18 protein-coding genes are annotated in these 21,979 nt (G+C 71.0%); 16 read left to right on the top strand and 2 right to left on the bottom strand.

Going from position 1 to position 21,979, the window contains the following annotated elements; translation table 11 throughout:
- Positions 1–55: 55 nt before the first annotated feature.
- The gene (gene radA, locus ACFWHT_RS12055; RefSeq protein WP_378828793.1) at positions 56–1,420 is read right to left on the bottom strand and encodes a DNA repair protein RadA; all 1,365 of its coding nucleotides are present in this window, start codon (positions 1,418–1,420) and stop codon (positions 56–58) included.
- Positions 1,421–1,678: 258 nt separating this feature from the next.
- Here radA and ACFWHT_RS12060 point away from each other — a divergent pair, with 258 nt between their 5' ends.
- The 16 genes from ACFWHT_RS12060 to ACFWHT_RS12135 all read left to right on the top strand — a co-directional run bounded on the left by ACFWHT_RS12060 (position 1,679) and on the right by ACFWHT_RS12135 (position 19,978).
- Complete coding sequence (locus ACFWHT_RS12060; protein ID WP_378828795.1) at positions 1,679–3,091, top strand: cytochrome ubiquinol oxidase subunit I; 1,413 nt, start codon at positions 1,679–1,681, stop codon at positions 3,089–3,091.
- A 14-nt stretch (positions 3,092–3,105) separates the two neighbouring features.
- Positions 3,106–4,134, top strand: a complete 1,029-nt coding sequence (gene cydB / locus ACFWHT_RS12065; RefSeq protein ID WP_378828797.1) for a cytochrome d ubiquinol oxidase subunit II — start codon at positions 3,106–3,108, stop codon at positions 4,132–4,134.
- Positions 4,135–4,144: 10 nt separating this feature from the next.
- Positions 4,145–5,779, top strand: coding sequence for a thiol reductant ABC exporter subunit CydD (cydD, locus tag ACFWHT_RS12070; protein WP_378828799.1), 1,635 nt, complete (start codon positions 4,145–4,147; stop codon positions 5,777–5,779).
- Complete coding sequence (cydC, locus tag ACFWHT_RS12075; RefSeq protein WP_378828801.1) at positions 5,776–7,527, top strand: thiol reductant ABC exporter subunit CydC; 1,752 nt, start codon at positions 5,776–5,778, stop codon at positions 7,525–7,527. The genes cydD and cydC overlap by 4 nt, the downstream gene beginning before the upstream one ends.
- 22 nt (positions 7,528–7,549) lie before the next feature.
- Complete coding sequence (locus ACFWHT_RS12080; RefSeq protein ID WP_378828803.1) at positions 7,550–8,215, top strand: GntR family transcriptional regulator; 666 nt, start codon at positions 7,550–7,552, stop codon at positions 8,213–8,215.
- 140 nt (positions 8,216–8,355) lie between these two features.
- Positions 8,356–9,543 (top strand): branched-chain amino acid ABC transporter substrate-binding protein, encoded by a 1,188-nt coding sequence (locus tag ACFWHT_RS12085; RefSeq protein ID WP_378828806.1) that lies wholly within the window; start codon positions 8,356–8,358, stop codon positions 9,541–9,543.
- A gap of 70 nt (positions 9,544–9,613) precedes the next feature.
- Positions 9,614–10,501: a branched-chain amino acid ABC transporter permease gene (locus ACFWHT_RS12090; protein ID WP_378829490.1), complete on the top strand. Its 888-nt coding sequence runs from the start codon at positions 9,614–9,616 to the stop codon at positions 10,499–10,501.
- A gap of 1 nt (position 10,502) precedes the next feature.
- Complete coding sequence (locus ACFWHT_RS12095; protein WP_378828808.1) at positions 10,503–11,660, top strand: branched-chain amino acid ABC transporter permease; 1,158 nt, start codon at positions 10,503–10,505, stop codon at positions 11,658–11,660.
- Positions 11,657–12,583 carry an ABC transporter ATP-binding protein gene (locus ACFWHT_RS12100; RefSeq protein WP_378828810.1) on the top strand — a complete coding sequence of 309 codons (927 nt, stop codon included), beginning with the start codon at positions 11,657–11,659 and terminating at the stop codon, positions 12,581–12,583. The genes ACFWHT_RS12095 and ACFWHT_RS12100 overlap by 4 nt, the downstream gene beginning before the upstream one ends.
- The gene (locus ACFWHT_RS12105; protein WP_378828812.1) at positions 12,580–13,290 is read left to right on the top strand and encodes an ABC transporter ATP-binding protein; all 711 of its coding nucleotides are present in this window, start codon (positions 12,580–12,582) and stop codon (positions 13,288–13,290) included. Before ACFWHT_RS12100 ends, ACFWHT_RS12105 begins: the two co-directional genes overlap by 4 nt.
- Before the next feature lie 90 nt (positions 13,291–13,380).
- Positions 13,381–14,556: an NAD(P)/FAD-dependent oxidoreductase gene (locus tag ACFWHT_RS12110; protein WP_378828814.1), complete on the top strand. Its 1,176-nt coding sequence runs from the start codon at positions 13,381–13,383 to the stop codon at positions 14,554–14,556.
- 280 nt (positions 14,557–14,836) lie between these two features.
- On the top strand, positions 14,837–15,082 hold the full coding sequence (locus ACFWHT_RS12115) for a (2Fe-2S)-binding protein (protein ID WP_378828816.1): 246 nt from the start codon (positions 14,837–14,839) through the stop codon (positions 15,080–15,082).
- Positions 15,079–16,455: an FAD-dependent oxidoreductase gene (locus ACFWHT_RS12120; RefSeq protein ID WP_378828819.1), complete on the top strand. Its 1,377-nt coding sequence runs from the start codon at positions 15,079–15,081 to the stop codon at positions 16,453–16,455. Before ACFWHT_RS12115 ends, ACFWHT_RS12120 begins: the two co-directional genes overlap by 4 nt.
- Positions 16,452–17,384, top strand: coding sequence for a dihydrodipicolinate synthase family protein (locus tag ACFWHT_RS12125; RefSeq protein ID WP_378828821.1), 933 nt, complete (start codon positions 16,452–16,454; stop codon positions 17,382–17,384). Before ACFWHT_RS12120 ends, ACFWHT_RS12125 begins: the two co-directional genes overlap by 4 nt.
- A gap of 76 nt (positions 17,385–17,460) precedes the next feature.
- Complete coding sequence (locus ACFWHT_RS12130) at positions 17,461–18,462, top strand: proline racemase family protein (RefSeq protein WP_378828823.1); 1,002 nt, start codon at positions 17,461–17,463, stop codon at positions 18,460–18,462.
- A 40-nt stretch (positions 18,463–18,502) separates the two neighbouring features.
- Complete coding sequence (locus tag ACFWHT_RS12135) at positions 18,503–19,978, top strand: aldehyde dehydrogenase (NADP(+)) (protein ID WP_378828825.1); 1,476 nt, start codon at positions 18,503–18,505, stop codon at positions 19,976–19,978.
- A gap of 98 nt (positions 19,979–20,076) precedes the next feature.
- Here ACFWHT_RS12135 and ACFWHT_RS12140 read toward each other — a convergent pair whose 3' ends face one another.
- Positions 20,077–21,777: a beta-1,3-glucanase family protein gene (locus tag ACFWHT_RS12140; protein ID WP_378828827.1), complete on the bottom strand. Its 1,701-nt coding sequence runs from the start codon at positions 21,775–21,777 to the stop codon at positions 20,077–20,079.
- Positions 21,778–21,979 lie beyond the last annotated feature (202 nt).

The following is a 21,979-nucleotide window of genomic DNA, read 5'->3' on the forward strand; positions in this document are numbered from 1 at the left end:
CGTCTCGCGCGGGCGGCCTGCAGGTGCGAATCTGCGGCCTCCCGCGCGCGGATGCCTAGAACGGCGGGATGTCGTCGGCGCGGCGCTCCGTCATGCGGGAGCGCACGTCACTGAGCGCCGATCGCAGCGTCTTGGAGCGATCGTCGACGACCTGCTGGTAGCCGAGCCGGGCGGCCTCGCTGCGGCGCTGCGCCGCCTGGGTCACGGGCCGGATCTCGCCGGCGAGCGAGAGCTCTCCCACGGCGGCGACCGTGCGCGGCACCGACATCTGCCGGATGGAGCCCGCGACGGCCACGGCGATCGCGAGGTCCGCAGCGGGCTCGGTGAAGCGCACGCCGCCCACGGTCGACACGTACACGTCGAGCTTCGACGTGGAGATCCCCGCCCGCCGCTCGAGGATGGCGAGCACCATCGCGACCCGCGACGAGTCCAGGCCGTGCACCACCCGTCGCGGGTTGGGGGCGCCGGACTCGATGGTGAGCGCCTGCACCTCGACGGGCAGGGCACGCCGTCCTTCCATCGCGATCGCCACGCAGGTGCCGGGCTCGGCCGCGCCCTGTGACAGGAACAGTCCGCTGGGGTCCGGCACCTCGGCGATGCCGGCGCCGGTCATCTCGAAGCACCCGACCTCGTCGGTGGGGCCGAAGCGGTTCTTCAGCGCCCGGATGAACCGCAGCGCGGTCTGCCGGTCGCCCTCGAAGTGGCACACCACGTCGACCAGGTGCTCGAGCACGCGGGGCCCCGCCACCTGGCCGTCCTTGGTCACGTGACCGACGATGATCACCGGCAGGCCGCGGTCCTTGCCGATGCGGATGAGGGTCGCCGCGACCTCGCGCACCTGGCTGGGCTGCCCGGCCGCACCGTCGATCAGACCGGACGAGACGGTCTGGACCGAGTCGACGATGACCAGATCCGGCCGGACCTCGTCGATGTGTCCGAGGATCGTCGCGAGGTCGGTCTCGCTCGCCAGGTACAACTCGTCGTGCAGCGCGCCGGTGCGCTCGGCGCGCAGGCGCACCTGGGCGGGCGACTCCTCGGCGCTCGCATACAGCACGCGCCGGCCCGCGCGGGCGGTGGACGCCGCGACCTCGAGCAGGAGGGTCGACTTGCCGACGCCCGGCTCGCCGGAGAGCAGGATGGCCGCCCCCGGAACGATCCCGCCGCCCAGCACGCGATCGAACTCGCCCACGCCGCTGGTGCGGCGCGGGGCATCCGTCGTCGTGACCTGCGTGATCGGTCGGGCAGCACGCTCCGCGACCGGCGCGACCGCCTCGGTCTGCCGGGTCAGGCCGGTTCTCGCACCCTGCTCCTGAACGGTTCCCCACTGCTGGCACTCGCCGCACCGCCCCACCCATTTGGCCGTGGTCCAGCCGCATTCGGTGCAGACGAAGGCGGGCGGTGCAGGTCGACGGGTGGCCATGCAGGCAAGGCTATCCGCGACCCCGGACATCGGTGCGCCGCAGAAGCGTGCCACCGGGGCGCCGGCCATGCGCCCCGGCTATCGACGGCATCCGGCATTCCTATCGTCATCGGGCCTTTTCCGCGGCCCGTGGCCACTGGGGGCGGGCGACGCGAGCTGATAATGGAGGCAGAGCAGGCGGCGGGCTCCTCACAGTCCGATCCGCAGCCCGCGCAGCGCCGCGCCCCACCTCTTCCGGATGAGAGCGAGGAGCAAGGCATGGAATGGCTCGATCCGCTGGTGCTGTCGCGCTGGCAGTTCGGTCTGACGACCGTGTATCACTACCTGTTCGTGCCGCTGACGATCGGCATGGCCACCGTCTCGGCGATCTTCCAGACCGCCTGGGTGCGCACCGGCAGGATCCACTACCTGCACCTCACCCGCTTCTTCGGCAAGATCTTCCTCATCAACTTCGCCATGGGCGTCGTCACCGGCATCGTGCAGGAGTTCCAGTTCGGTATGAACTGGTCGGACTACTCCCGCTTCGTCGGCGACGTCTTCGGCGCACCGCTGGCCTTCGAGGGGCTGCTGGCGTTCTTCTTCGAGGCGACCTTCATCGGTCTGTGGATCTTCGGCTGGGATCGCCTCCCCCAGAAGCTGCATCTGGCCACCATCTGGTGCGTGTCGATCGGCAGCATCCTGTCGGCGTACTTCATCATCGCCGCCAACGCGTTCATGCAGAACCCGGTCGGCTACGAGTACAACCCGGTCACGAACCGCGCCGAGCTCGTCGACTTCGCCGCTCTCCTGACCAACCCCGTCGCGCTCGCCGCGTTCCCCCACACGATCTTCGGCGCGTTCATGTTCGCCGCCGGTGTGATCATCTCGGTCTCTGCCTGGCACCTCGCCCGCGGTCAGCACGTCGACACCATGCGGGTGTCGCTGAAGTTCGGCCTGTGGGGGATGCTGGCATCCACCGCCGGCGTCGTGCTCTCCGGAGATCAGCTCGGGCTCGCGATGTACGCCGCCCAGCCGATGAAGATGGCGGCGGCCGAGGCCACCTTCGACACCGTCTGCGGTGCGGACGCGTCGTTCAGCCTCTTCACGCTCGGCACTCCGGACGGCACCTCGGAGCTGTTCTCGATCCGGGTGCCGTACCTGCTCTCGCTGCTGTCGACGCACTCCCTCGACTCGTGCGTCCACGGCATCAACGATCTCAACGCCGAGTACGCCACGACGTACGCCGACCTCGGCATCACGAACTTCGCACCGGTGCTGTGGATCACGTACTGGGCGTTCCGCTGGATGATCGGCCTGGGCATCGCGCACGCGCTGGTCGCGCTCGCCGGCCTCTGGGTCACGCGCAAGAACGCGAAGAAGCCGGTCGCCGCCTGGATGTGGAAGATCGCGATCTGGTCGCACCCCCTCGCGCTGGGCGCGAACATCGTCGGCTGGGTGTTCACCGAGATGGGCCGCCAGCCCTGGATCGTTTTCGGCCTGATGTCCACCCGGGACGGCGTCTCGCCCGGGATGAACGGCGTGGACGTGCTCATCTCGCTGATCGCGTTCACCGCCGTCTACGCCGCGCTCGCCGTGGTGGAGGTCCGCCTGATCGTGCGGGCCGCCCAGAAGGGACCCGACACCAGCGAGACCGCAGACGCGTCGGTGCCGGCGCCCTCGGTCGTCTACTGAGCGGAAGGACGGACATGGATCTCTCGTACCTCTGGTTCTGGCTCATCGCGTTCTTCTTCGTCGGCTACTTCGTGCTCGACGGCTTCGACTTCGGTGTCGGCATGACCCTGCCGTTCCTCGGCAGGGACGACGTCTCGCGTCGGCAGGTGATCAACACCATCGGGCCGATCTGGGACCTCAACGAGACCTGGCTGATCGTCGCGGGCGCCTGCCTGTTCGCCTCGTTCCCCGAGTGGTACGCCTCGCTGTTCAGCGGGTTCTACCTGCCGCTGCTGATCATCCTGCTCGCCCTGATCCTGCGCGGGGTGTCGTTCGAGTACCGGCATCAGCGCCCGCAGGCGCAGTGGAAGGCCCGCTTCGACCGCATGATCGTGATCGGATCGGCCGTGCCCGCCTTTCTCTGGGGCGTCGCGTTCGGCAACATCGTGCAGGGCATCCCCCTCGACGAGCACCACGTGCACATCGGCGGATTCTTCACGCTCCTGAACCCCTACGCGCTGCTGGTCGGCGTCACGACGCTGCTGCTGTTCTTCCTGCACGGCGTGTACTTCGTCGCGCTGAAGACCGACGGCCGGGTGCAGGCGGACGCCCGTCGCCTGGCCAGACGGGCCGCCCTGCCCACGGTGCCGGTCGCCGCCGGCGCCGTGGTGTGGACGATCGCCCTGGCGGCGGGGCGCGAAGCGCCCCTGCTGTGGATCGTGGTCGCCGCGGGAGCGATGGCGGCGGCGGCCCTGATCGCCTCGACGCTGTTCGCGCTGCGCGGTCGCGACGGCCGTGCGTTCGCGGCGGGCGCGGTCACCGTGCTGTCGTCCGTGGTCATGCTCTTCGCCGCGCTGTTCCCGTCCGTGCTGCCGTCGACCATCGCCGACGCGAACAGCCTGACGATCGAGAACGCGTCCAGCACCCCGTACACGCTGCAGATCATGAGCTGGACGGCTCTCGTGGCCCTTCCCCTCGTGATCGCGTATCAGGCGTGGACGTACTGGGTGTTCCGCAAGCGGGTCACCCGCCGCTCGATCGAGACCGCGCCGGCCCACGCATGAGACCACGGTCATGAAGCCCGTCGATCCCCGGCTGCTGCGCCGCGCGCCGTCCGCGCGCCGCTTCCTGGCGGCATCCGCGCTGATCGCCCTCGCCCAGACGGCGGTGACGATCAGCTTCTCGTGGCTGCTCGCCGACGCGATCACCTCCATCGCCGGCGGGAACGGGGTGGATGCCCAGCGGCTCGGCCTGATCGCCCTCGTGGTCTTCGCCCGGGGTGGGCTGCTCTGGGCATCCGAGGCCTGGGGCCTGCGCGCCGCCGCGGGAGCCGGCGCCGAGCTGCGACAGCACCTCATCGCCGCGATCGGCATCCGAGGCCCGGGCTGGCTCGCCCGGCACAACCGTGCCGCACTGGCCGTGACCGCCGGCCACGGGCTCGACGCGCTGGATCCCTACTTCTCGCGATATCTTCCGCAGCTGGTGCTCACCGTGATCGCGACGCCGGCCATCGTCGCGGTGATGTGGTTCACCGACTGGCCCAGCGGACTGACCGCCGCCCTGACGCTGCCGCTCATCCCGCTGTTCCTCGTGCTGATCGGACTCGCCACCCGCAGCGTGCAGCGCCGTCAGCTGGCCGTGCTGCAGCAGCTGGCCGCGCGCTTCGCCGACACGGTGCAGGGACTGTCGACGCTGCGGATCTTCGGGCGGGAGCGCCGTGCCGCGCAGCGCACGCACGAGACGGCCGAGCAGTATCGCGCCGAGACGATGCGCGTGCTGCGCTTCTCGTTCCTGTCCGGGTTCGCTCTGGAGCTGCTGTCGTCGCTGGCGGTCGCCCTCATCGCCGTCGCCGTCGGGTTCCGGCTGCTGTCGGGCGAGCTCTCGCTCGGCGTCGGGCTGTTCGTGCTGCTGCTCGCCCCCGAGGCTTTCCTGCCGCTGCGGCAGGTGGGCGTGCAGTTCCACGCGGCGGCGGAGGGCGTCGCCGCCACGGAGCAGGTGTTCGCCGTGCTCGACTCCACCCCCGGTGCCGCCGGAGGTGGCGCGGATGGTCGCATCCCCGGCGCGGAGGCGACCGTTCGCGCCACATCCGCGCCGGACGCCGCGACCCTCACGGTGCGCGACCTGCGCGTGAGGGATCTGCCGCCGGTGTCGTTCACCGCCCGACCGGGCACGATCACCCTCATCGAGGGTCCCAGCGGCGCGGGAAAGTCGAGCCTGCTCGCGGCGCTGCGCGGCGCGGTGCCCTTCGAGGGCGCTGCCTCCGTGGACGGCGACGACGTGCGCGCTCTGCCGCCCTCGGCGTGGCTGGCCTGGTCGGGGCAACACCCTGCGCTCATGCGGGGGACGATCGCGGAGAACGTCGCCCTCGGCGACGCCCAGCCGGATCTCGGACGCGTGCGCGACGCCCTGGCGCGCGCCGGTGCCGCCGAGCTCGACCCCGGGCATCGGCTCGGCGTCCAGGGCACCGGGCTCTCCGGCGGCCAGGCGCAACGAGTGGCGGTGGCGCGGGCGCTGTACCGGCTGGGATGCGGATCGCGCGTGCTCGCGCTCGATGAGCCCTCGAGTGCACTCGACGAGGCGACGGAGGCGGAGCTGTGGGCATCGCTTCGCACGACCGCGGATGCCGGAGCGACCGTGCTCCTCGTCTCGCACCGGCGCTCCGCCCGCGTCATCGCCGATGAGATCGTCGCCCTGGGGGTGCCCGCATGAGCCTCCTGCGGCCCGAGGTCCGCGACATGCTGCGGCAGGCGATGCCGCCGGCGCGACGGTTCCTGCCGGCGCTGGTCGCCGGAGTCCTCTCCGCCGGTGCGGCCATCGGCCTGCTGCTCGTGAGCGGCTGGCTGATCGTGAGCGCCTCGATCGTCGACTCGCTCGTGCCGCTGTCGGTGGCGGTCGTCGGGGTGAGGTTCTTCGCCGTCTCGAGGGCGGTCTTCCGCTATCTCGAGCGGCTCGCCGGGCACGACGCGGCGCTGCGGCAGCTGGCGAGCCTGCGAGCGGGCGTCGTGCGCAGGCTCACCCCGCTCTCGCCCGCGGGCCTAGCCGGCACCGACCGGGGCGAGGTGCTCGCCGCGCTCGTCGATGACGTCGAGGGCCTGCAGAACCTGCCGCTGCGGGTCGCGCAGCCCCTCGTCACCGGCATCGTGGTCGCCGTGCTCGCGGTCGGCGCGATGGCGCTGATCTCGCCCGCAGCGTCACTCGCGCTCGCGATCTGCCTGACGCTGGCGGTCGCCGGCGCGATCCTGGTCGGCTGGATGCTGGGCGGCCGCGCCGAGCGCGAGGTGTCGCGCCGGCGCGCCGAGCTCACGGGTGCCCTCGTCGATCACCTGACCGGTCTCGACGTGCTCATCGCCTACGGCGCCGAGGACTCCTCCCGCGAGCGGATCCGGGTGGCGGATGCCCGGCTGCGCCGCACCGTCACCCGCGCGGCGCTGGCGCAGGCCGCGTCGGCGGCGATCGTGTCCGTGGCAGCCGGGACGGCGTCGATGTGGGCGCTCGCCGCCGCTGTGCCCGGCACCGACGGCGGTGCTCGGGATGCCGCGTGGTTCGCCGTGGCCGTCCTGCTGCCGATGGCCGTGTTCGAGGTGTTCGCGGTCGTGCCGCAGGCGGCGTCCGCGTGGCGCGGCGTGCGTGCGAGCGCTGCGCGCATCGCCGCGGTGGCGCCCGCTGCCCTTCCCGCGCAGGTGCGTCCTGACGAGGTCCTGCCGATCGCGCAGGACGTTGCTGCGCCGAGCCGCGTCGCGGCACGGGGAGTCACGGACGCTCCGGACGGCCTCGCCGTGCGAGGGCTGCGACTCCGCGGCGTCCAGGCCGCCTGGCCGGGGTCGCCCGTGCCCACCCTGGTCGGCGTCGATCTGGATGCGGCGCCGGGCGAGCGCGTGCTGGTGACGGGCCCGAGCGGAGCCGGCAAGTCCACACTCGCGGCGGTGCTCGCCGGGTTCCTCCGCCACGACGGCGAGTACTCCGTGGACGGCAGGGACGCCGACCGCATCCCCGGACCGGAGCTGAGGCGCACGGTGGGGCTGTGCGAGCAGACGCCGACCCTGTTCGACGAGGATCTGCGGCAGAACCTGCTCTTCGCCCGCGACACGGCCACCGACGACGAGCTGCTCGCAGCCCTCGGCCGTGTCGGCCTGGCGGACTGGGCGCGCGAGCGCGGTGGGCTCGATGCGCGCGTGGGCGACCGCGGTGCGCTGGTCTCGGGCGGCCAGGCGCAGCGCATCGCGCTGGCGAGAGCACTGCTGCGCGGCTTCCCCGTGCTCGTGCTCGACGAGCCGACCGCGGGCGTGGACCCCGAGGCATCCCGCGCACTGCTGGAGGATCTGCTCCGCGCCGCGGGGGATCAGACCATGATCCTCATCTCGCACGTGCCCCCGCCCGAGGGGGCGGTCGATCGCGTGGTGCGCATGGGCCGCGGGCGCACGCTCGACCCGACGCGCGCAGTACCATATGACGCATGACCATTCTTTGCCGGGGTGAGCGATGAGCGGCTTCACGACGCTGCTCTCGCCCGCCGAGAGTCTGCGCGAGCAGGTGGAGGCGCAGCTGGCTTCGCGCATCGTCTCGGGCGAGATCCCGCCGGGGCAGGTGCTCACCGTGCCCACGCTGGCGGGCGACTTCGGCGTGAGCGCCACCCCGGTGCGCGAGGCGATGCTCAATCTCGCCCGCCGCGGATTCCTGCGTCCGATCCGCAACCGCGGCTTCGAGGTCACCGAGGTCTCGCCCGACGAACTGCGCGAACTGACCGAGGTGCGGATGTTGCTCGAGGCACCGCCCATGCGGACCGTGGCCGGCGCGCTCGACGCCGCCACCGAGACCGACCTCCGGGCCGTCGCCGACCGCATCGTCTCCGCCGCCCGCACGGGGCGGTTCGACGAGTACCTCGCCGCCGACACCGAGTTCCACCTGCGCATCCTGGAGTGCACGGGCAACGGCAAACTCGTCGAGACCGTCCGCGAGCTGCGGCAGCAGACGCGGCTGCTGGGCCTTGTGCAGCTGGCCGAATCGGATGCCCTGATCTCCACAGCCCTCGAGCACGCGGAGCTCGTCGACCTGCTCGTGGCGGGGCGCGGAGCGGATGCGGAAGAGCTGATGCGCCGCCACATCCGGCACGTCGGCGGGGTGTGGAGCGGACGTGACGAGGGCTGATCGCGCCTCGGTCTCGACCGGCCACTCGGGCCGCCTCGGTCACGGATCGGTCTCGATGGGTTCCGCTCGGTCCTCTCGCTGAGTAATGTGTCACGTGCTATCCCGTGGCACATGCAATGAGGCATCCAGGAGGACCATCCATGCACACCCGCACCCCGCGCATCCGGCGCACACTGTCCATCGCCGCCGCCATCGGCGCCATCATCCTCACCGCCGGCTGTTCCGGCGGTCTCGGCTCCGACGACGCAGGCGGCTCCGGCAGCGGCGACGGACCCATCAAGCTCGGCATGCTCGCGCCCTTCTCGGGAAGCGAGTCGGCCTTCGGCGACTACATGAAGAACGGCGCACAGCTCGCCATCGACGAGATCAACGCCGACGGCGGCATCGACGGCCGCGAACTCGAGCTGGTCGTCGAAGATGACGCGTGCGATGCGACCACCGCGGTCTCGGGCGCCAACAAGCTCGTCACCGACGGCATCGTGGCATCCGTCGGCGGCTACTGCTCCGGCGCGACGCTGCCCACGCTGCCCATCTTCGACGAGGCCGGCATCCCCATGGTCATCCCCGCGGCCAACTCGAACGAGCTGGTCAGCCAGAACCTGCCCGGCGTCTTCCTCATCAACGGCACCGGCACGCAGCAGGCCCAGGCGGCCGTCACCTACGCGAAGAAGATCGGAGCGGAGGAGGTCGCCGTCATCGACGACGCCACGTCGTACTCCGCCGACCTCGCCGCCTCCTTCGTCGAGCAGGCCGAGGCCGAGGGGCTCACGGTCGCCTTCGAAGCCACCGTCACCCCCGGCGAGAACGACTACGCCTCGGTCGCCACGCAGCTCTCCGACGCGCAGCCCGGTCTCGTGTACTGGACGGGGTACTACCAGGAGGGCGGCCTGATCGTCCGCCAGGCGACGGATGCCGGATACGAGGGCGACTTCCTCGTCGGCGACGGCTCGGTCGACGCGAAGTTCGCCGAGATCGCGGGCAAGGGCTACACCGAGCACGTCCTCGGCACCTTCACGCAGACCCCCGACATGATCGAGGGCGCCGACTCGTGGATCGCCGACTACGAGAAGCTGGCCGGCGGCAAGCCCGGCCCGTACTCGACGCAGTCCTACGACGCGGTCCGCGTGGTCGCCGAGGCGATCAAGGAGGCAGGCGGCACCGACTTCGACGACGTCGTCTCGGCGCTCGAGGGCCTGAAGGACTTCGACACCTTCGCCGGCCCGCTGACCTTCACGAAGGAGCACACCCTCTCGGGCGGCGGCTTCGTGATCGTCGGGATCGACCCGGCCACGGGTGACTTCGTGCTCGAGGACGACCTCCAGGGCTGACCCGATCGGGTGGGGCGGTCGCCGCCCCACCCGCATCGGCGTCCTGTGACGCGGAAGGACATCCGCAGTGATGCAACTCATCTGGAACGGCCTGATCGTCGGCTCGTTCTACGCCCTTGTCGCGCTCGGCTACAGCATGGTCTACGGGATCATCAAGCTGCTGAACTTCGCCCATGGCGACATCTACATGCTCGGCGCCTTCGCCGGCTTCGCGACCCTCTCGGCCTTCGGCATCTCGAACGAGTCGTCGATCCCGCTGCTGCTGGTCATCCTGCTGCTCTCGATGGTGACGACCGGGCTGATCGGTGTCGGCATCGAGCGCATCGCGTACCGGCCGCTGCGCAAGAGCCCGCGACTGGCCGTGCTGATCACGGCCATCGGCGTCTCCTTCACCCTCGAGTACGCGGTGCGCCAGATCTTCGGCCCCAATCCCGAGGCGTTCCCCGTGCGGCTGGAGTCCACCGGCTTCTCGTTCGCGGGCATGCGGATCACGGCCGCGCAGATCGTGCTCGTCGTCATCGCCGCCGCCCTCATGCTCGTGCTCGCGCACATCGTCGAGCGCACCAGGCAGGGCCGCGCCATGCGTGCGATCGCCCTCGACCCGCAGGGCGCCCAGCTGATGGGCATCAACGTCAACCGCGTGATCGCGACGGTGTTCTTCATCGGATCGGCACTCGCCGGAGCTGCGGGCGTGATGGCCGGCGCCTACTACGGGTCGATCGACTTCCTGATGGGATTCATCATCGGCCTCAAGGCGTTCACCGCCGCGGTCATCGGCGGCATCGGCAACCTCTACGGCGCCATGCTTGGTGGCCTGCTGCTGGGACTGCTCGAGTCCTTCGGCGCCGCCTGGTTCGGCGGCGAGTGGCGCGACGTGTTCTCGTTCGCCTTCCTCATCCTGTTCCTCACCTTCAAGCCGACGGGGCTCCTCGGGGCCCGCGTCGTCGAGAGGATGTGACATGTCCCGCTCCATGAAGACGCGAGACTCCGCGCTGCGCGCGCCCTCCCCGCTGTTCGACCGACCGGCCGCTCCCGGAGGCATGTTCACCTCCAATCAGGGGTTCCTGCGGGCACTGGGCGTCGCGGCCGTCGTGCTGCTGGCCGTGCTGCCCTTCCTCGACGCATCCCGGTACACCATGTCGATCGCGACCAGCGCTCTCATCTACGTCATGCTCTGCATGGGCCTGAACGTGGTCGTCGGCTACGCCGGGCTCCTCGATCTGGGGTACATCGCCTTCTTCGCCGTCGGCGCATACATCTCGGGAATCCTCACCACGGTGGTCGGGTGGCCGATGTGGGCGGCGCTGCCGGCGACCGTGCTGGCGTGCATCCTGGCGGGTGTGATCATCGGCGCCCCGACCCTGCGGCTGCGCAGCGACTATCTCGCCATCGTCACCCTCGGGTTCGGTGAGATCATCCGCATCACCGCGAACAACCTCGACATCACCGGGGGCCCGTCGGGCATCCACGGCATCCCCACGTGGCAGTTCGGCGACTGGAGCTTCGCAGACGGCTTCACCGTGCTCGGCATCGAGTTCCCCCAGCGCGTGGTGTTCTACTACTTCGTCGCGATCGTGGTCGTGCTCGTCGGCGTGATCGGCGCGGGCCGGCTCGCCAAGGGCAAGCTCGGCCGGGCATGGAAGGCCGTGCGCGACGACGAGGATGCGGCCGAGGCGATGGGCATCAACACCTATGTCGCCAAGATCACGGCGTACATCATCGGCGCCGTCTGGGCGGGTGTGGCGGGTCAGCTCATGGCCACGCACCTGTCGGCCATCAGCCCGAACAGCTTCCAGTTCCTGTACTCGGCGCTGATCCTGATGGCCGTGGTGCTCGGCGGCATGGGCTCGACGCCGGGCGTGATCATCGGCGCCCTGTTCGTCTCGCTCGCGCCAGAGCTGCTGCGCGACTTCGCGGAGTGGCGCTTCCTCATCTTCGGTGTGCTGCTCGTCGTCGCCATGCTGTTCCGCCCGTCGGGGCTGTGGCCGTCCACCGCGATCCTGCCGTGGCTGAAGAAGCACAAGCCCGTCCCACCGCCGACCGCGGGGTTCATGGCCGTGCCGCCCGCGACCGCGAACGAGGACCTGGAGACCGTCGAGGGGGAGGGGGACCGATGAGCGCTCTGCTGGATGTGAAGGACCTCCGTCTGCAGTTCGGCGGCGTGAAGGCCGTCGACGGGCTGAGCTTCTCGGTCGAGGCGGGGGAGATCCTCGCGGTGATCGGCCCGAACGGTGCGGGAAAGACCAGTGCGTTCAACTGCATCTCGGGCTTCTACCTGCCCACCTCGGGCTCGGTGGTGTTCGACGGCAGGGACATCGTGCGCGAGGCGCCGTCGATCTGGCGGAGGCTGCGCCTGGTCGATCTGCTGCAGAGCTTCGGGTTCTACCGGGTGCTGCCGTCGCGGGTGACCAAGTGGGGGATGGCGCGCACCTTCCAGAACCTGCGGCTGTTCCGCGAACTGAGCGTGCTCGACAACGTCAAGACCGCCATGCACGCGAATCTGCGGGAGGGGTTCTGGGCGACACTGCTGCACACGCCGGGCTATCGCCGGACCGAGCGCGAGTGCGCCGAGCAGGCGCGCGGCTGGCTGGACTTCGTCGGTTTCACCGACGATGAGAACCTCTACGTCACCCAGCTGCCGTACGGCGAGCAGCGCCGGGTCGAGATCGCGCGCGCGCTCGCCACCGGGCCGAGGCTGCTGCTGCTGGACGAGCCCGCGGCGGGGCTGAACTTCAACGAGAAGCAGTCGCTCATGCAGCTGATCCGCCGCATCCGCGATCTGGGCGTCGCCGTCGTGCTCATCGAGCACGACATGGGGCTGATCATGGAGCTGGCCGAGCGCATCGTGGTGCTCAACTACGGCAAGGAGATCGCCGTGGGAACGCCCGAGCAGATCAAGAACGACCCGGTGGTGATCGAGGCCTACCTCGGCGTCGAGGACGAGCCGCTCGACGGGACGAAGCTGCAGACCGGCACGGTGGATCTGTCGCTGCTGGATGAGACGCCGCTGGACAAGACCAAGAAGGGGAAGCGCTCATGAGCACGCTGACCGTCGACGCCGCGGACGTCTACTACGGCCGGGTGCACGCGCTGCGCGGCCTGAGCTTCGAGGTGCGCGAGGGCGAGATCGTGTGCCTGCTCGGCAACAACGGTGCCGGCAAGTCCACCACCATGAACATGCTGTCGGGCCTCGTGCGCCCGAAGTCGGGGACGGTGCGCTGGGGCGATAGGGATCTGGCGACCGCCAAGCCGTGGGACATCGTGTCGGCAGGGCTCATCCATGTGCCCGAGGGGCGCCGGATCTTCTCGACCATGACCGTGCACGAGAACCTTCTGCTCGGCGGCTACACGGTGCGGGATCAGAAGCTGATCGCACAGCGGGTGGACCAGGTGTATCAGCTGATGCCCCGCCTCGCGGAGCGCCGCAGGCAGCAGGGCGGCACCCTGTCGGGTGGCGAGCAGCAGATGGTCGCGATCGGCCGCGCCATCATCGGCGGGCCGAAGCTGCTGCTGCTCGACGAGCCGTCGATGGGGCTGGCGCCGCTGGTGGTCAAGCAGGTCATGGAGACCATCCAGGCCGTCAACGCGCAGGGAGCCACGGTGCTGCTCGTGGAGCAGAACGCGCGAGCCGCGCTGAAGATCGCCGACCGCGCGTACGTCGTCGAGACCGGCCGCGCGACGCTGGAAGGGCCCGCGGCGGAGCTCGCCGCGGACGCCCGCGTGATCGACGCCTACCTCGGCGGCTGAGCCGAGGGAAGCGCTGCTCTGGCCGGGTGGCGCTTCCCTCGACTCCGGAGTAATATGTCACGCGGTACACCTGGTCGAGAGGAGGAGCGGATGCGGATCATCGTGATCGGCGCGGGCGCGATCGGTGCCGCCTGCGCGCTCGCCCTCGCCGAGGCCGGTGCCGAGGTGGTGGTCCTCGAGCGCACCGGTGTGGCCGGCGAGACCTCCAGCCGCTGCGAGGGCAACATCCTCGTCTCCGACAAGGAGCCGGGTGCCGAAGCGCTCATGGCCGTCGAGGCGAACCGTGCGTGGCGCGAGCTCGCTCAGCGGCTCGACTCCGACCGCGTCCCGGGCCAGCCCGCCACGGAGTTCGAGGCCAAGGGCGGCATCGTCGTGGCCTTCGACGGGGGCGCCGAGGCGCTGGAGCGCTTCGCCGCCACGCAGCGGGGAATCGGCATCCGCGCCGACGTCCTCGATGAGCGGGCGCTGCGCGCGGCCGAGCCGCACCTGGTCCCCGACATCGCGCTCGGCGTGCACTACCCGGACGACGCGCAGGTGCAGCCCAGCCTCGCCACGCAGGCCATGCTCGCCCGCGCGCGGCATCTGGGCGCGCAACTGCGCATCACCGAGGTCACCGGCGGCATCGTCGAATCCGGCCGCGTGCGCGGCGTGCTCACCCGGGAGGGCCGCATCGACGCGGATGCCGTCGTGAACTGCGCGGGCCCCTGGGCGGGTGACGCCGCGGCGCTGTTCGGCTCCGTCCTCGACATCCGTCCGCGCCGGGGCACCATCCTCGTCACCGCACCCATGCCGCAGCGCGTGTTCCACAAGGTGTACGACGCCGACTACGTCGGCGCGGTCGGTTCGGGCGACGCCGCCCTGCAGACCTCCACGGTCGTGGAGTCCACCCCCGGCGGAACCGTGCTCATCGGGTCGAGTCGCGAACGCGTGGGCTTCTCCGCCGAAGGGCTCCTGGCGCCGCTGGCCGAGATCGCGGACAAGGCCACGCGGCTGTTCCCGTTCCTGCGCGACACCATGCTGCTGCGCACGTACTTCGGGTTCCGTCCGTATGCCCCCGACCACCTTCCCGCGATCGGAGCGGATGCCCGGGTCGTCGGGCTGTTCCATGCGGCCGGACACGAGGGCGCGGGCATCGGGCTGGCCCCGACCACCGGCGCGCTGATCGCGCACGCCGTGCTCGGTGCGCCCGCGCCCCTGGATCCCGCTCCGTTCCTGCCGTCGCGGGCGACCCTGCAGGGCGCTGACCGAGAGGGGGCGGCAGCGTGAACGCCACGGTCGACGTCCGCGATCCGCAGCTCGCGATCCATCCCGCTTCGGCATCCTCCTCTTCCGCCCAGGTCGCAGTCGGTCCCGCTTCGGCATCCGCCTCTGCCGCCCAGGTCGCAGTCGGTCCCGCTTCGGCATCCCCCTCTGCCGCCCAGGTCGCAGTTGGTCCCGCTTTCCCGCCGGTATTCCGGGACGAATCGCGACCTGGGGCTCTGGGCCGCCGGGGATTCCGGGGCGAATCGCGACCCGGAGCGACGGGATGCCCCGAGGAGGTCGCGGCATGAGCATCCGGATCAGTTTCGACGGGGAGCAGCTCGAGGGCCGCGACGGACAGAGCATCGGCGGCATCCTCCTCGCGAACGGCCACCGCACCTGGCGCACCGCGGCGGGTGCCGAGCGCGGGATCTTCTGCGGCATCGGCATCTGCCAGGACTGCGTCGTGACCGTCAACGGCGTCGAGGGCGTCCGCGCCTGCCAGCGCACCGCCTGTGAGGGCGACAGCGTCGAGCGGGAGGTGCGGGCATGACGCGCATCGTGGTCATCGGCGCCGGGCCCGCGGGCCTCGCCGCCGCGGCATCCGCCTCGCAGGCCGGAGCCGACGTCGTCGTCGTCGACGAGGGCGAGCGCATGGGCGGTCAGTTCTGGCGCCACCACCCGGCCTTCACGGATGCCCGCCTGCAGCATCAGCTCGGCCGGTTCGGCGACCTGCAGAAGGCTCTCGCGAACGTGCGGATGCTGTCTTCGGCGAGCGTGTGGCGCGTGGAGGCCGGCACGCCGCTGCGCGTGCACGCGCTGTTCGGTCCGGTCGACGCCGCGCGGCGGGAGGGCGAGACGCTGGAAGCGGATGCCGTGGTGCTCGCCACCGGCGCGCACGACCGGGTGCTGCCCGTGCCCGGGTGGACGCTGCCCGGCGTCACCTCCGCCGGAGCCGTGCAGGCGCTCGCGAAGCGCGACGGCGTCGCGCTGGGCACGCGCACCGTCGTCGCCGGTGCAGGCCCCTTCCTGCTCCCAGTGGCGCAGAGCATCTCCATCCTGGGCGGCCAGGTCGCAGCGATCGTCGAAGCTGCCTCCGCACGTACCCTGCTGACAGGCTGGGGCCGCCGCCCGTGGGAGCTGACGGCGGCCGCGGGCAAGGCGGGTGAGCTGGCGTCGTACCTCGGCACGCTGGTGGCGTGCCGCACTCCCTACCGGCTCGGCAGCGCCGTCACGCGCATCCACGGCGGTGGTTCCGTCGAGGCCGTCACCGTCCAGCGCATCGACCGCAGCTGGCGGCCCGTCGCGGGCACGGAGCGCACCGTCGACTGCGACGCGGTGGCACTCGGCCATGGCTTCACCCCTCGGCTGGAGGCGGCGATCCAGTTCGGCTGCGAGATCACGCCCGAGCGCTTCGTGCGCGTGGACGGCCGACAGCGCACGAGCGTTCCCGGCGTTCACGCGGCCGGTGAGATCACCGGCATCGGAGGAGCGGATGCCGCGCTCGCCGAAGGCGAGATCGCCGGACTCGCCGCCGCAGGCATCCCGGCATCCGACCCCCGCCTGCGCGCGCCGGAGCGCGCCCGCCGGCGCATGCGCGCCTTCGCCGAGCGCCTGGCCACCCATGCCATCCGACCCGGCTGGACCGCCTGGCTCGACGACGACACGATCGTCTGCCGCTGCGAAGGGGCCACGGCCGGCGTGATCGCCGAGTACGCGCGGGTGTCGTCGCGCGGCATGAGACTCGCCACCCGAGCGGGTCTCGGCCCCTGCCAGGGCCGCACCTGCGGCCACAGCGTCGAGGACATCGCCGGCACCCCGGCCGGCTTCGATCGGCGCCCCGTCCTGTCATCGGTGCGCATCGGCGAGCTCGCCGCGCACCGGTCATCCCACCCCAACACCGCAGAAAGAGAACAAGAGCAATGACTGAGAAGAGCATGGACCTCGGCGGCGTCGTCGTCGCCACCACCCTCGCGTTCAAGGAAGACGCGTCGGCCCCGGCGGGACTCGCCGTCGACTACGACAAGTTCGGCGAGCACGTCGACTTCCTGATGTCGAACGGATGCCGGGGCGTCGGCCCGAACGGCTCGCTGGGCGAATACTCCTCGCTGACCGACGAGGAACGCCGCAAGGTGATCCAGGTCGCGGTCGACGCGGTCGACGGACGCGGCATCGTCGTGGCGGGCGTGCACGGGGTGGGCAGCCACCAGGCCCGGCACTGGGCGGAGATCGCCCGCGAGGATGGCGCCGACGGCGTGCTGCTGCTGCCGCCCACGATCTACCGCGCCAACGAGGGCGAGATCATCGCGCACTACCAGGAGGTCGCGAAGGTCGGCCTGCCGATCATGGCCTACAACAACCCCTTCGACACCAAGGTCGACCTGGTGCCCTCGCTCGTCGCGAAGATCGCCGAGATCCCCGAGGTCGTCGCGATCAAGGAGTTCTCCGGTGACGTGCGCCGCGTCTACGAGATCAAGGAGCTGTGCGACATCGACATCATCGCCGGCGCCGACGACGTGCTCTTCGAGCTCATGGTCAATGGCGCCGTCGGCTGGTTCGCCGGCTACCCGAACGCCTTCCCGCGTGAGGCCGTCGAGCTGTACGACCTGCTCACCGAGGGCCGCTGGCAGGAGGCGCGGGCACTGTACGAGCAGCTCGTCGCGGTGTTCCGCTGGGACTCGCGCACCGAGTTCGTGCAGGCGATCAAACTCTCGATGGACATCTGCGGCAACTCGTACGGAGGACCGACCCGGCCCCCGCGCGGCCCGCTCTCCGCGGAGCAGCACGCCCAGGTCACGGCCGACACCGAGCGCGCGCTCGCGGCCCTCGCGGCTCGCTCAGCCGTGGTCGCGTGACGCGTGTGACAATGCTCGACGGGGATGCCGCGCGCCGGCATCCCCGTCGGATCCCCATCTGCAACGGAGGCAGCTGATGCGCGCTCGCCGCACCATCCAGGCCGTCGACTCCCACACGGAGGGGATGCCGACGCGCGTCGTCACCGGCGGCGTCGGTCGCATCCCCGGGGCGACCATGAACGACCGACGCCTGTACGCGATGGAGCACCTCGACCACCTGCGCGGCTTCCTCATGAACGAGCCCCGCGGTCACGCGGCGATGTCGGGCGTGCTGCTGCAGCCGCCCGCGCGGGACGACGCGGACTGGGGGATCGTGTTCATCGAGGCGTCCGGGTTCCTGCCGATGTGCGGCCACGGCACGATCGGCGCGGCGACCGTGCTGGTGGAGACCGGGATGGTCGAGGTGACCGAGCCGGTCACCGAGATCCGCCTGGATGTGCCGGCCGGCCTCGTGATCGCCCGCGTGCGCGTGGAGGCCGGTCGCGCGGTGGACGTCACCATCGAGAACGTGCCGAGCTTCGTCGACCGACTCGACGAGCGCATCGACGTGCCCGGAATCGGCGAGATCACCTACTCGGTGGCGTTCGGCGGCAACTACTACGCCCTCGTGGACCTCGACCAGGTGGGCCTGCCCTTCGATCGCGCGCGGCAGGACGACATCCTCGCCGCGGGGCTTGCGATCATGGACGCGATCAACGAGCAGGCGCCGCCGGTGCATCCGGTGCTGCAGGGCGCGAACCACGTGCATCACGTGGAGTTCATCGCGCCGGGATCGGATGCCGTCCGCTCCCGCCACGCCATGGCGATCCACCCGGGCTGGTTCGACCGCTCGCCCTGCGGCACCGGCACCAGCGCGCGCATGGCCGAGCTGCACGCCCGCGGCGAGCTCGCCCTGGATGCCCCGTTCGTGAACGAGTCCTTCATCGGCACGGCGTTCACCGGACGGATCGTCGGCGAGACCACCGTCGGGGACCGCCCTGCCGTGATCCCCACCATCACCGGACGAGCCTGGGTGACCGGGCTCGCGCAGTACCTGCTCGACGAGCACGACCCGTTCCCTGAAGGGTTCGTGTTCTGAGACCCTGCGCCCGCGCGAACCAGACCACCAGGAGACAGACGTGACCGAGAATCAGACCATCGACCAGATCGCCGCCGCGGCATCCGCCGCCGCGCGGCCCTTCGCCCGCACCACCCCCCGCGAGCGCGCGGCAGCGCTCGTCGCCGTCGCCGACGCCCTGGATGCCGCCGGCGGAGAGCTCATCCCGATCGCCATGCGCGAGACCGGACTGGCGGAGGCGAGACTGACCGGCGAGCTGCGGCGCACCTCGTGGCAGTTGCGGCTGTTCGCCGACACGATCGTCGACGGCGGCTACCTCGACGCCCGCATCGACCTCGCCGACCCCGAGTACGTCATCGGACCGCGCCCCGATGTGCGGCGGATGCTGGAGCCGGTCGGCCCCGTGCTGAACTTCGCGGCCTCGAACTTCCCGTTCGCGTTCTCGGTCGCCGGCGGCGACACCGCGGCGGCGCTGGCGGCAGGATGTCCCGTGGTCGTGAAGGCGCACTCCGGGCATCCGGAGCTGTCCCGTCGCACGGCCGCCGTCGTCATCGAGGCGCTCCGCAGCGCTGGGATGCCCGAGGGCGTGTTCCAGTCGATCGCCGGTCAGGAGAACGGCGTCGCACTGCTGAAGGACGAGCGCATCCGCGCGGGCGCGTTCACCGGTTCGACGCATGTCGGGCGGATGCTGGCCGACATCGCGGCGTCCCGTCCGGTGCCGATCCCGTTCTTCGGCGAGCTGGGCAGCGTGAACCCCGTGTACGCGACCTATGCGGATGCCGCGCTGCTGGACGGCTTCGTCGCCTCGGTGTCGGGCTCTGCCGGCCAGCTGTGCACCAAGCCCGGCTTCCTGTTCGTCCCGGCCGATGCCGATCTGTCCCCGGTGGCCGGTGCCGCGTCCGCCGTGACCGAGCACCGGCTGCTGAACCCCGGGATCGGGCGGGCGTTCTCGCAGCGACGCTCCGACGTGCTCGGTGCGGACGGCGTGACGGTGCTGTGCGAGGGCGAGACGCGCGCCGACGGCGACGGGCAGGTGCTTGCGACGCCCACGGTCGTCGCGGTCGACGTCGACACGCTGCTGGCCGACCGCGAGGCGCTGCTGGAGGAGTCGTTCGGTCCGCTGTCGGTGATCGTGCGGTACACGGATCGCGGCGCGCTCCCGGGCCTGCACGCGGAGCTGTTCCCCGGCAACCTCACCTCGACCGTGCACGCGCGTGCGGACGAGCTGGCCGACGGGTCGCTGGCGGGGCTGGTCGAGGCGCTCGCCGAGACGAGCGGGCGCGTGCTGTTCGGCGGCTGGCCCACCGGCGTCTCGGTGACTCCGGCGATGCAGCACGGCGGGCCCTACCCGGCCACGACGAGTGACGGCACGAGCGTCGGCACGGCGGCGATCACCCGCTTCCTGCGCGGGGTGGCCTACCAGGATGCGCCGCAGGAGCTGTTGCCGGCGCCGCTGCGCGACGACAATCCGTGGGGAGTGCCGCAGCGGGTGAGTGAGCCTGGCGGTTCGCAGAGCTGGGGCGCCTCCGCGCGCTGACGTGTGCCGGCCCCGGGTTCGGTGCGTCCGCTGAGGACGCTGCCGAGCCCGGGGCCGGGCCGATTCTCCGGGGCGGGGAGATCAGCGGAGTGCGACGGTCAGAGCGTCCATCGCTGGTTGGTGCCCCCGTGGCACTGCCACAGCGCCACGGGGGAGCCGTCGGTGACGCCGTTCGTGGCGTCGAGGCACAGGTTCGAGACGCCGTTCTTCAGCGCCTGGGCAGCGGAGTCGTAGCTCCACTTCTGGGCGTCGGTGCCGTTGCAGTCCCAGATCTGCACGACGGTGCCGTTCGTCGTGCCGGCCGCGCGCGCATCCAGGCACTTTCCGAGTGCGCGGATGGTGCCGTCCGAGCCGCGGGTCCAGCGCTGCGCGTCGTTGCCGTAGCAGTTCGCCGCCTGCACCTGGACACCCGGGGTCGGGTCGCCCCAGGGGACGTCGAGGCACAAGCTGCCGAGACCGATCGGGCCGGTCCCCGTGGGCAGCGCGCCGCTGCCGCTGCCGTTGTCGCCGCCGCCGTTGACCGGCGGGGCGGAGGCGTCCTCCTGACCGATGGGCGTGGCGCTGCCGGTGAACGGATCGAGGGAGATGTAGGCCTGGGCCGGGTTGCCGTCGTGGACGAGCGACTCGTGAGCGCCGACGTCGTCGAAGGCGTAGGCGTAGGCCTTTCCGGTGACCATCGCCTCGTGCACCAGGCGTGCGTAGTGGTTGGCGTACGCGCCCTGGTAGAAGGTCGATGCGTCGGTGGCCGGCTGGTTCGGGTTGTCGAGCAGCGTCTGCCGGATCAGGCCCGAGCACAGGGTGCGGGCGATGGGGCCGACGACGTGGTCGTTGGGGGCGAACAGGTCGCCCGCGCATCCGTAGACCGACGCGGCGCTGGGCTTGGGGAAGGAGGCGACCTCGGCCCCGCTGGTGTTGCGGAAGACCCAGCGGTCGCCGTTGACGCGACCGAAGAACTGGGTCTGCGGCTCGTGGGCGAACGGGGTGATGATGACGTCGCGGTTCCGGTAGCTCTCCCAGACCTGGTCGACGTATCCGGTGATCGTGCTGGGGCTGATCATGCCGGAGTCGACGCCGTGCCCGGGGGAGTGGGCGCGCAGGATGCGGCCGTTCGCGTCGCGCTGGATGAGCCCTCCCCAGCCCGGCTGCGCCTCGAGCTTGGCGAAGAAGTCGTTGTACGCGTCGGTCTTCAGGCGGCCGGTGCTGATGACCGTGCCGTCCTGCTTCTTCAAGCCCACCTGATAGGGCGCGGAGAAGAAGTCAACCTGGGTGCTGTTGATCCACAGGCCGTCGTCGTTGAGCGTGTACTCGGTCCAGTTGAACAGCTTGTCGCGGTTGGGGTCGCCCGCGGTGTGCACTGCCGGCTGCACGAGCCGGCCGTCGAGCACGATCTTGAAGTCGAGCTTCTCACCGTAGGAGTAGTAGATGCGGCCGGAGAGCTTGGGCATCGAGATCGTCTGCGACTGGCCGGCGCCGATCTGGGCGATCGAGGCGTCGGGAGCCGAGACGGGGACCTCGCCGGTGTGCGGCCAGGCGTGGAAGTTGCCCTGGGCATCCGCCCAGCCCATCTCGCCGGTGTCGAGGTTGGTGCCGAGGATGTAGATGTAGGCGGGCCCCTGCCCGGAGTTGTTGGAGATCGTCAGGGGGATCTTCGAGGCCGAGACGGCGGCCGGCCTGATGGGGGATGCCGCTGTCGCCGGCACGGTGCCCGCGGCCAGGCCCAGTGCGGTCGCGGCCGCGGCGAGCAGGCCGACGACGGCGGCTCTTGTGCGCCTGCGTGGCGGTGAGATCTGATTCGACATGGAGGTGTGACTTCCTTTCAGGTTGTCCTCGGAACCTCTGTCCCGCGCGCCCCACGGCCTTGTGGGAGCGCTCCCAGCACCGTAACCGGCCGACGTGCGGCCGCGGTCGGGTTCCCAGGGAACACTCAGGTTCGGAGCGTGGTCGATCCGCATGTCGGTGCGGGCGCTCGATTGGCGCGCGGCCCGCTCGGTGTCGTAAGCT

Origin of the sequence: Microbacterium sp. NPDC058342 (genome assembly GCF_042723935.1) — a bacterium.
Taxonomy (GTDB): Bacteria; Actinomycetota; Actinomycetes; order Actinomycetales; family Microbacteriaceae; genus Microbacterium.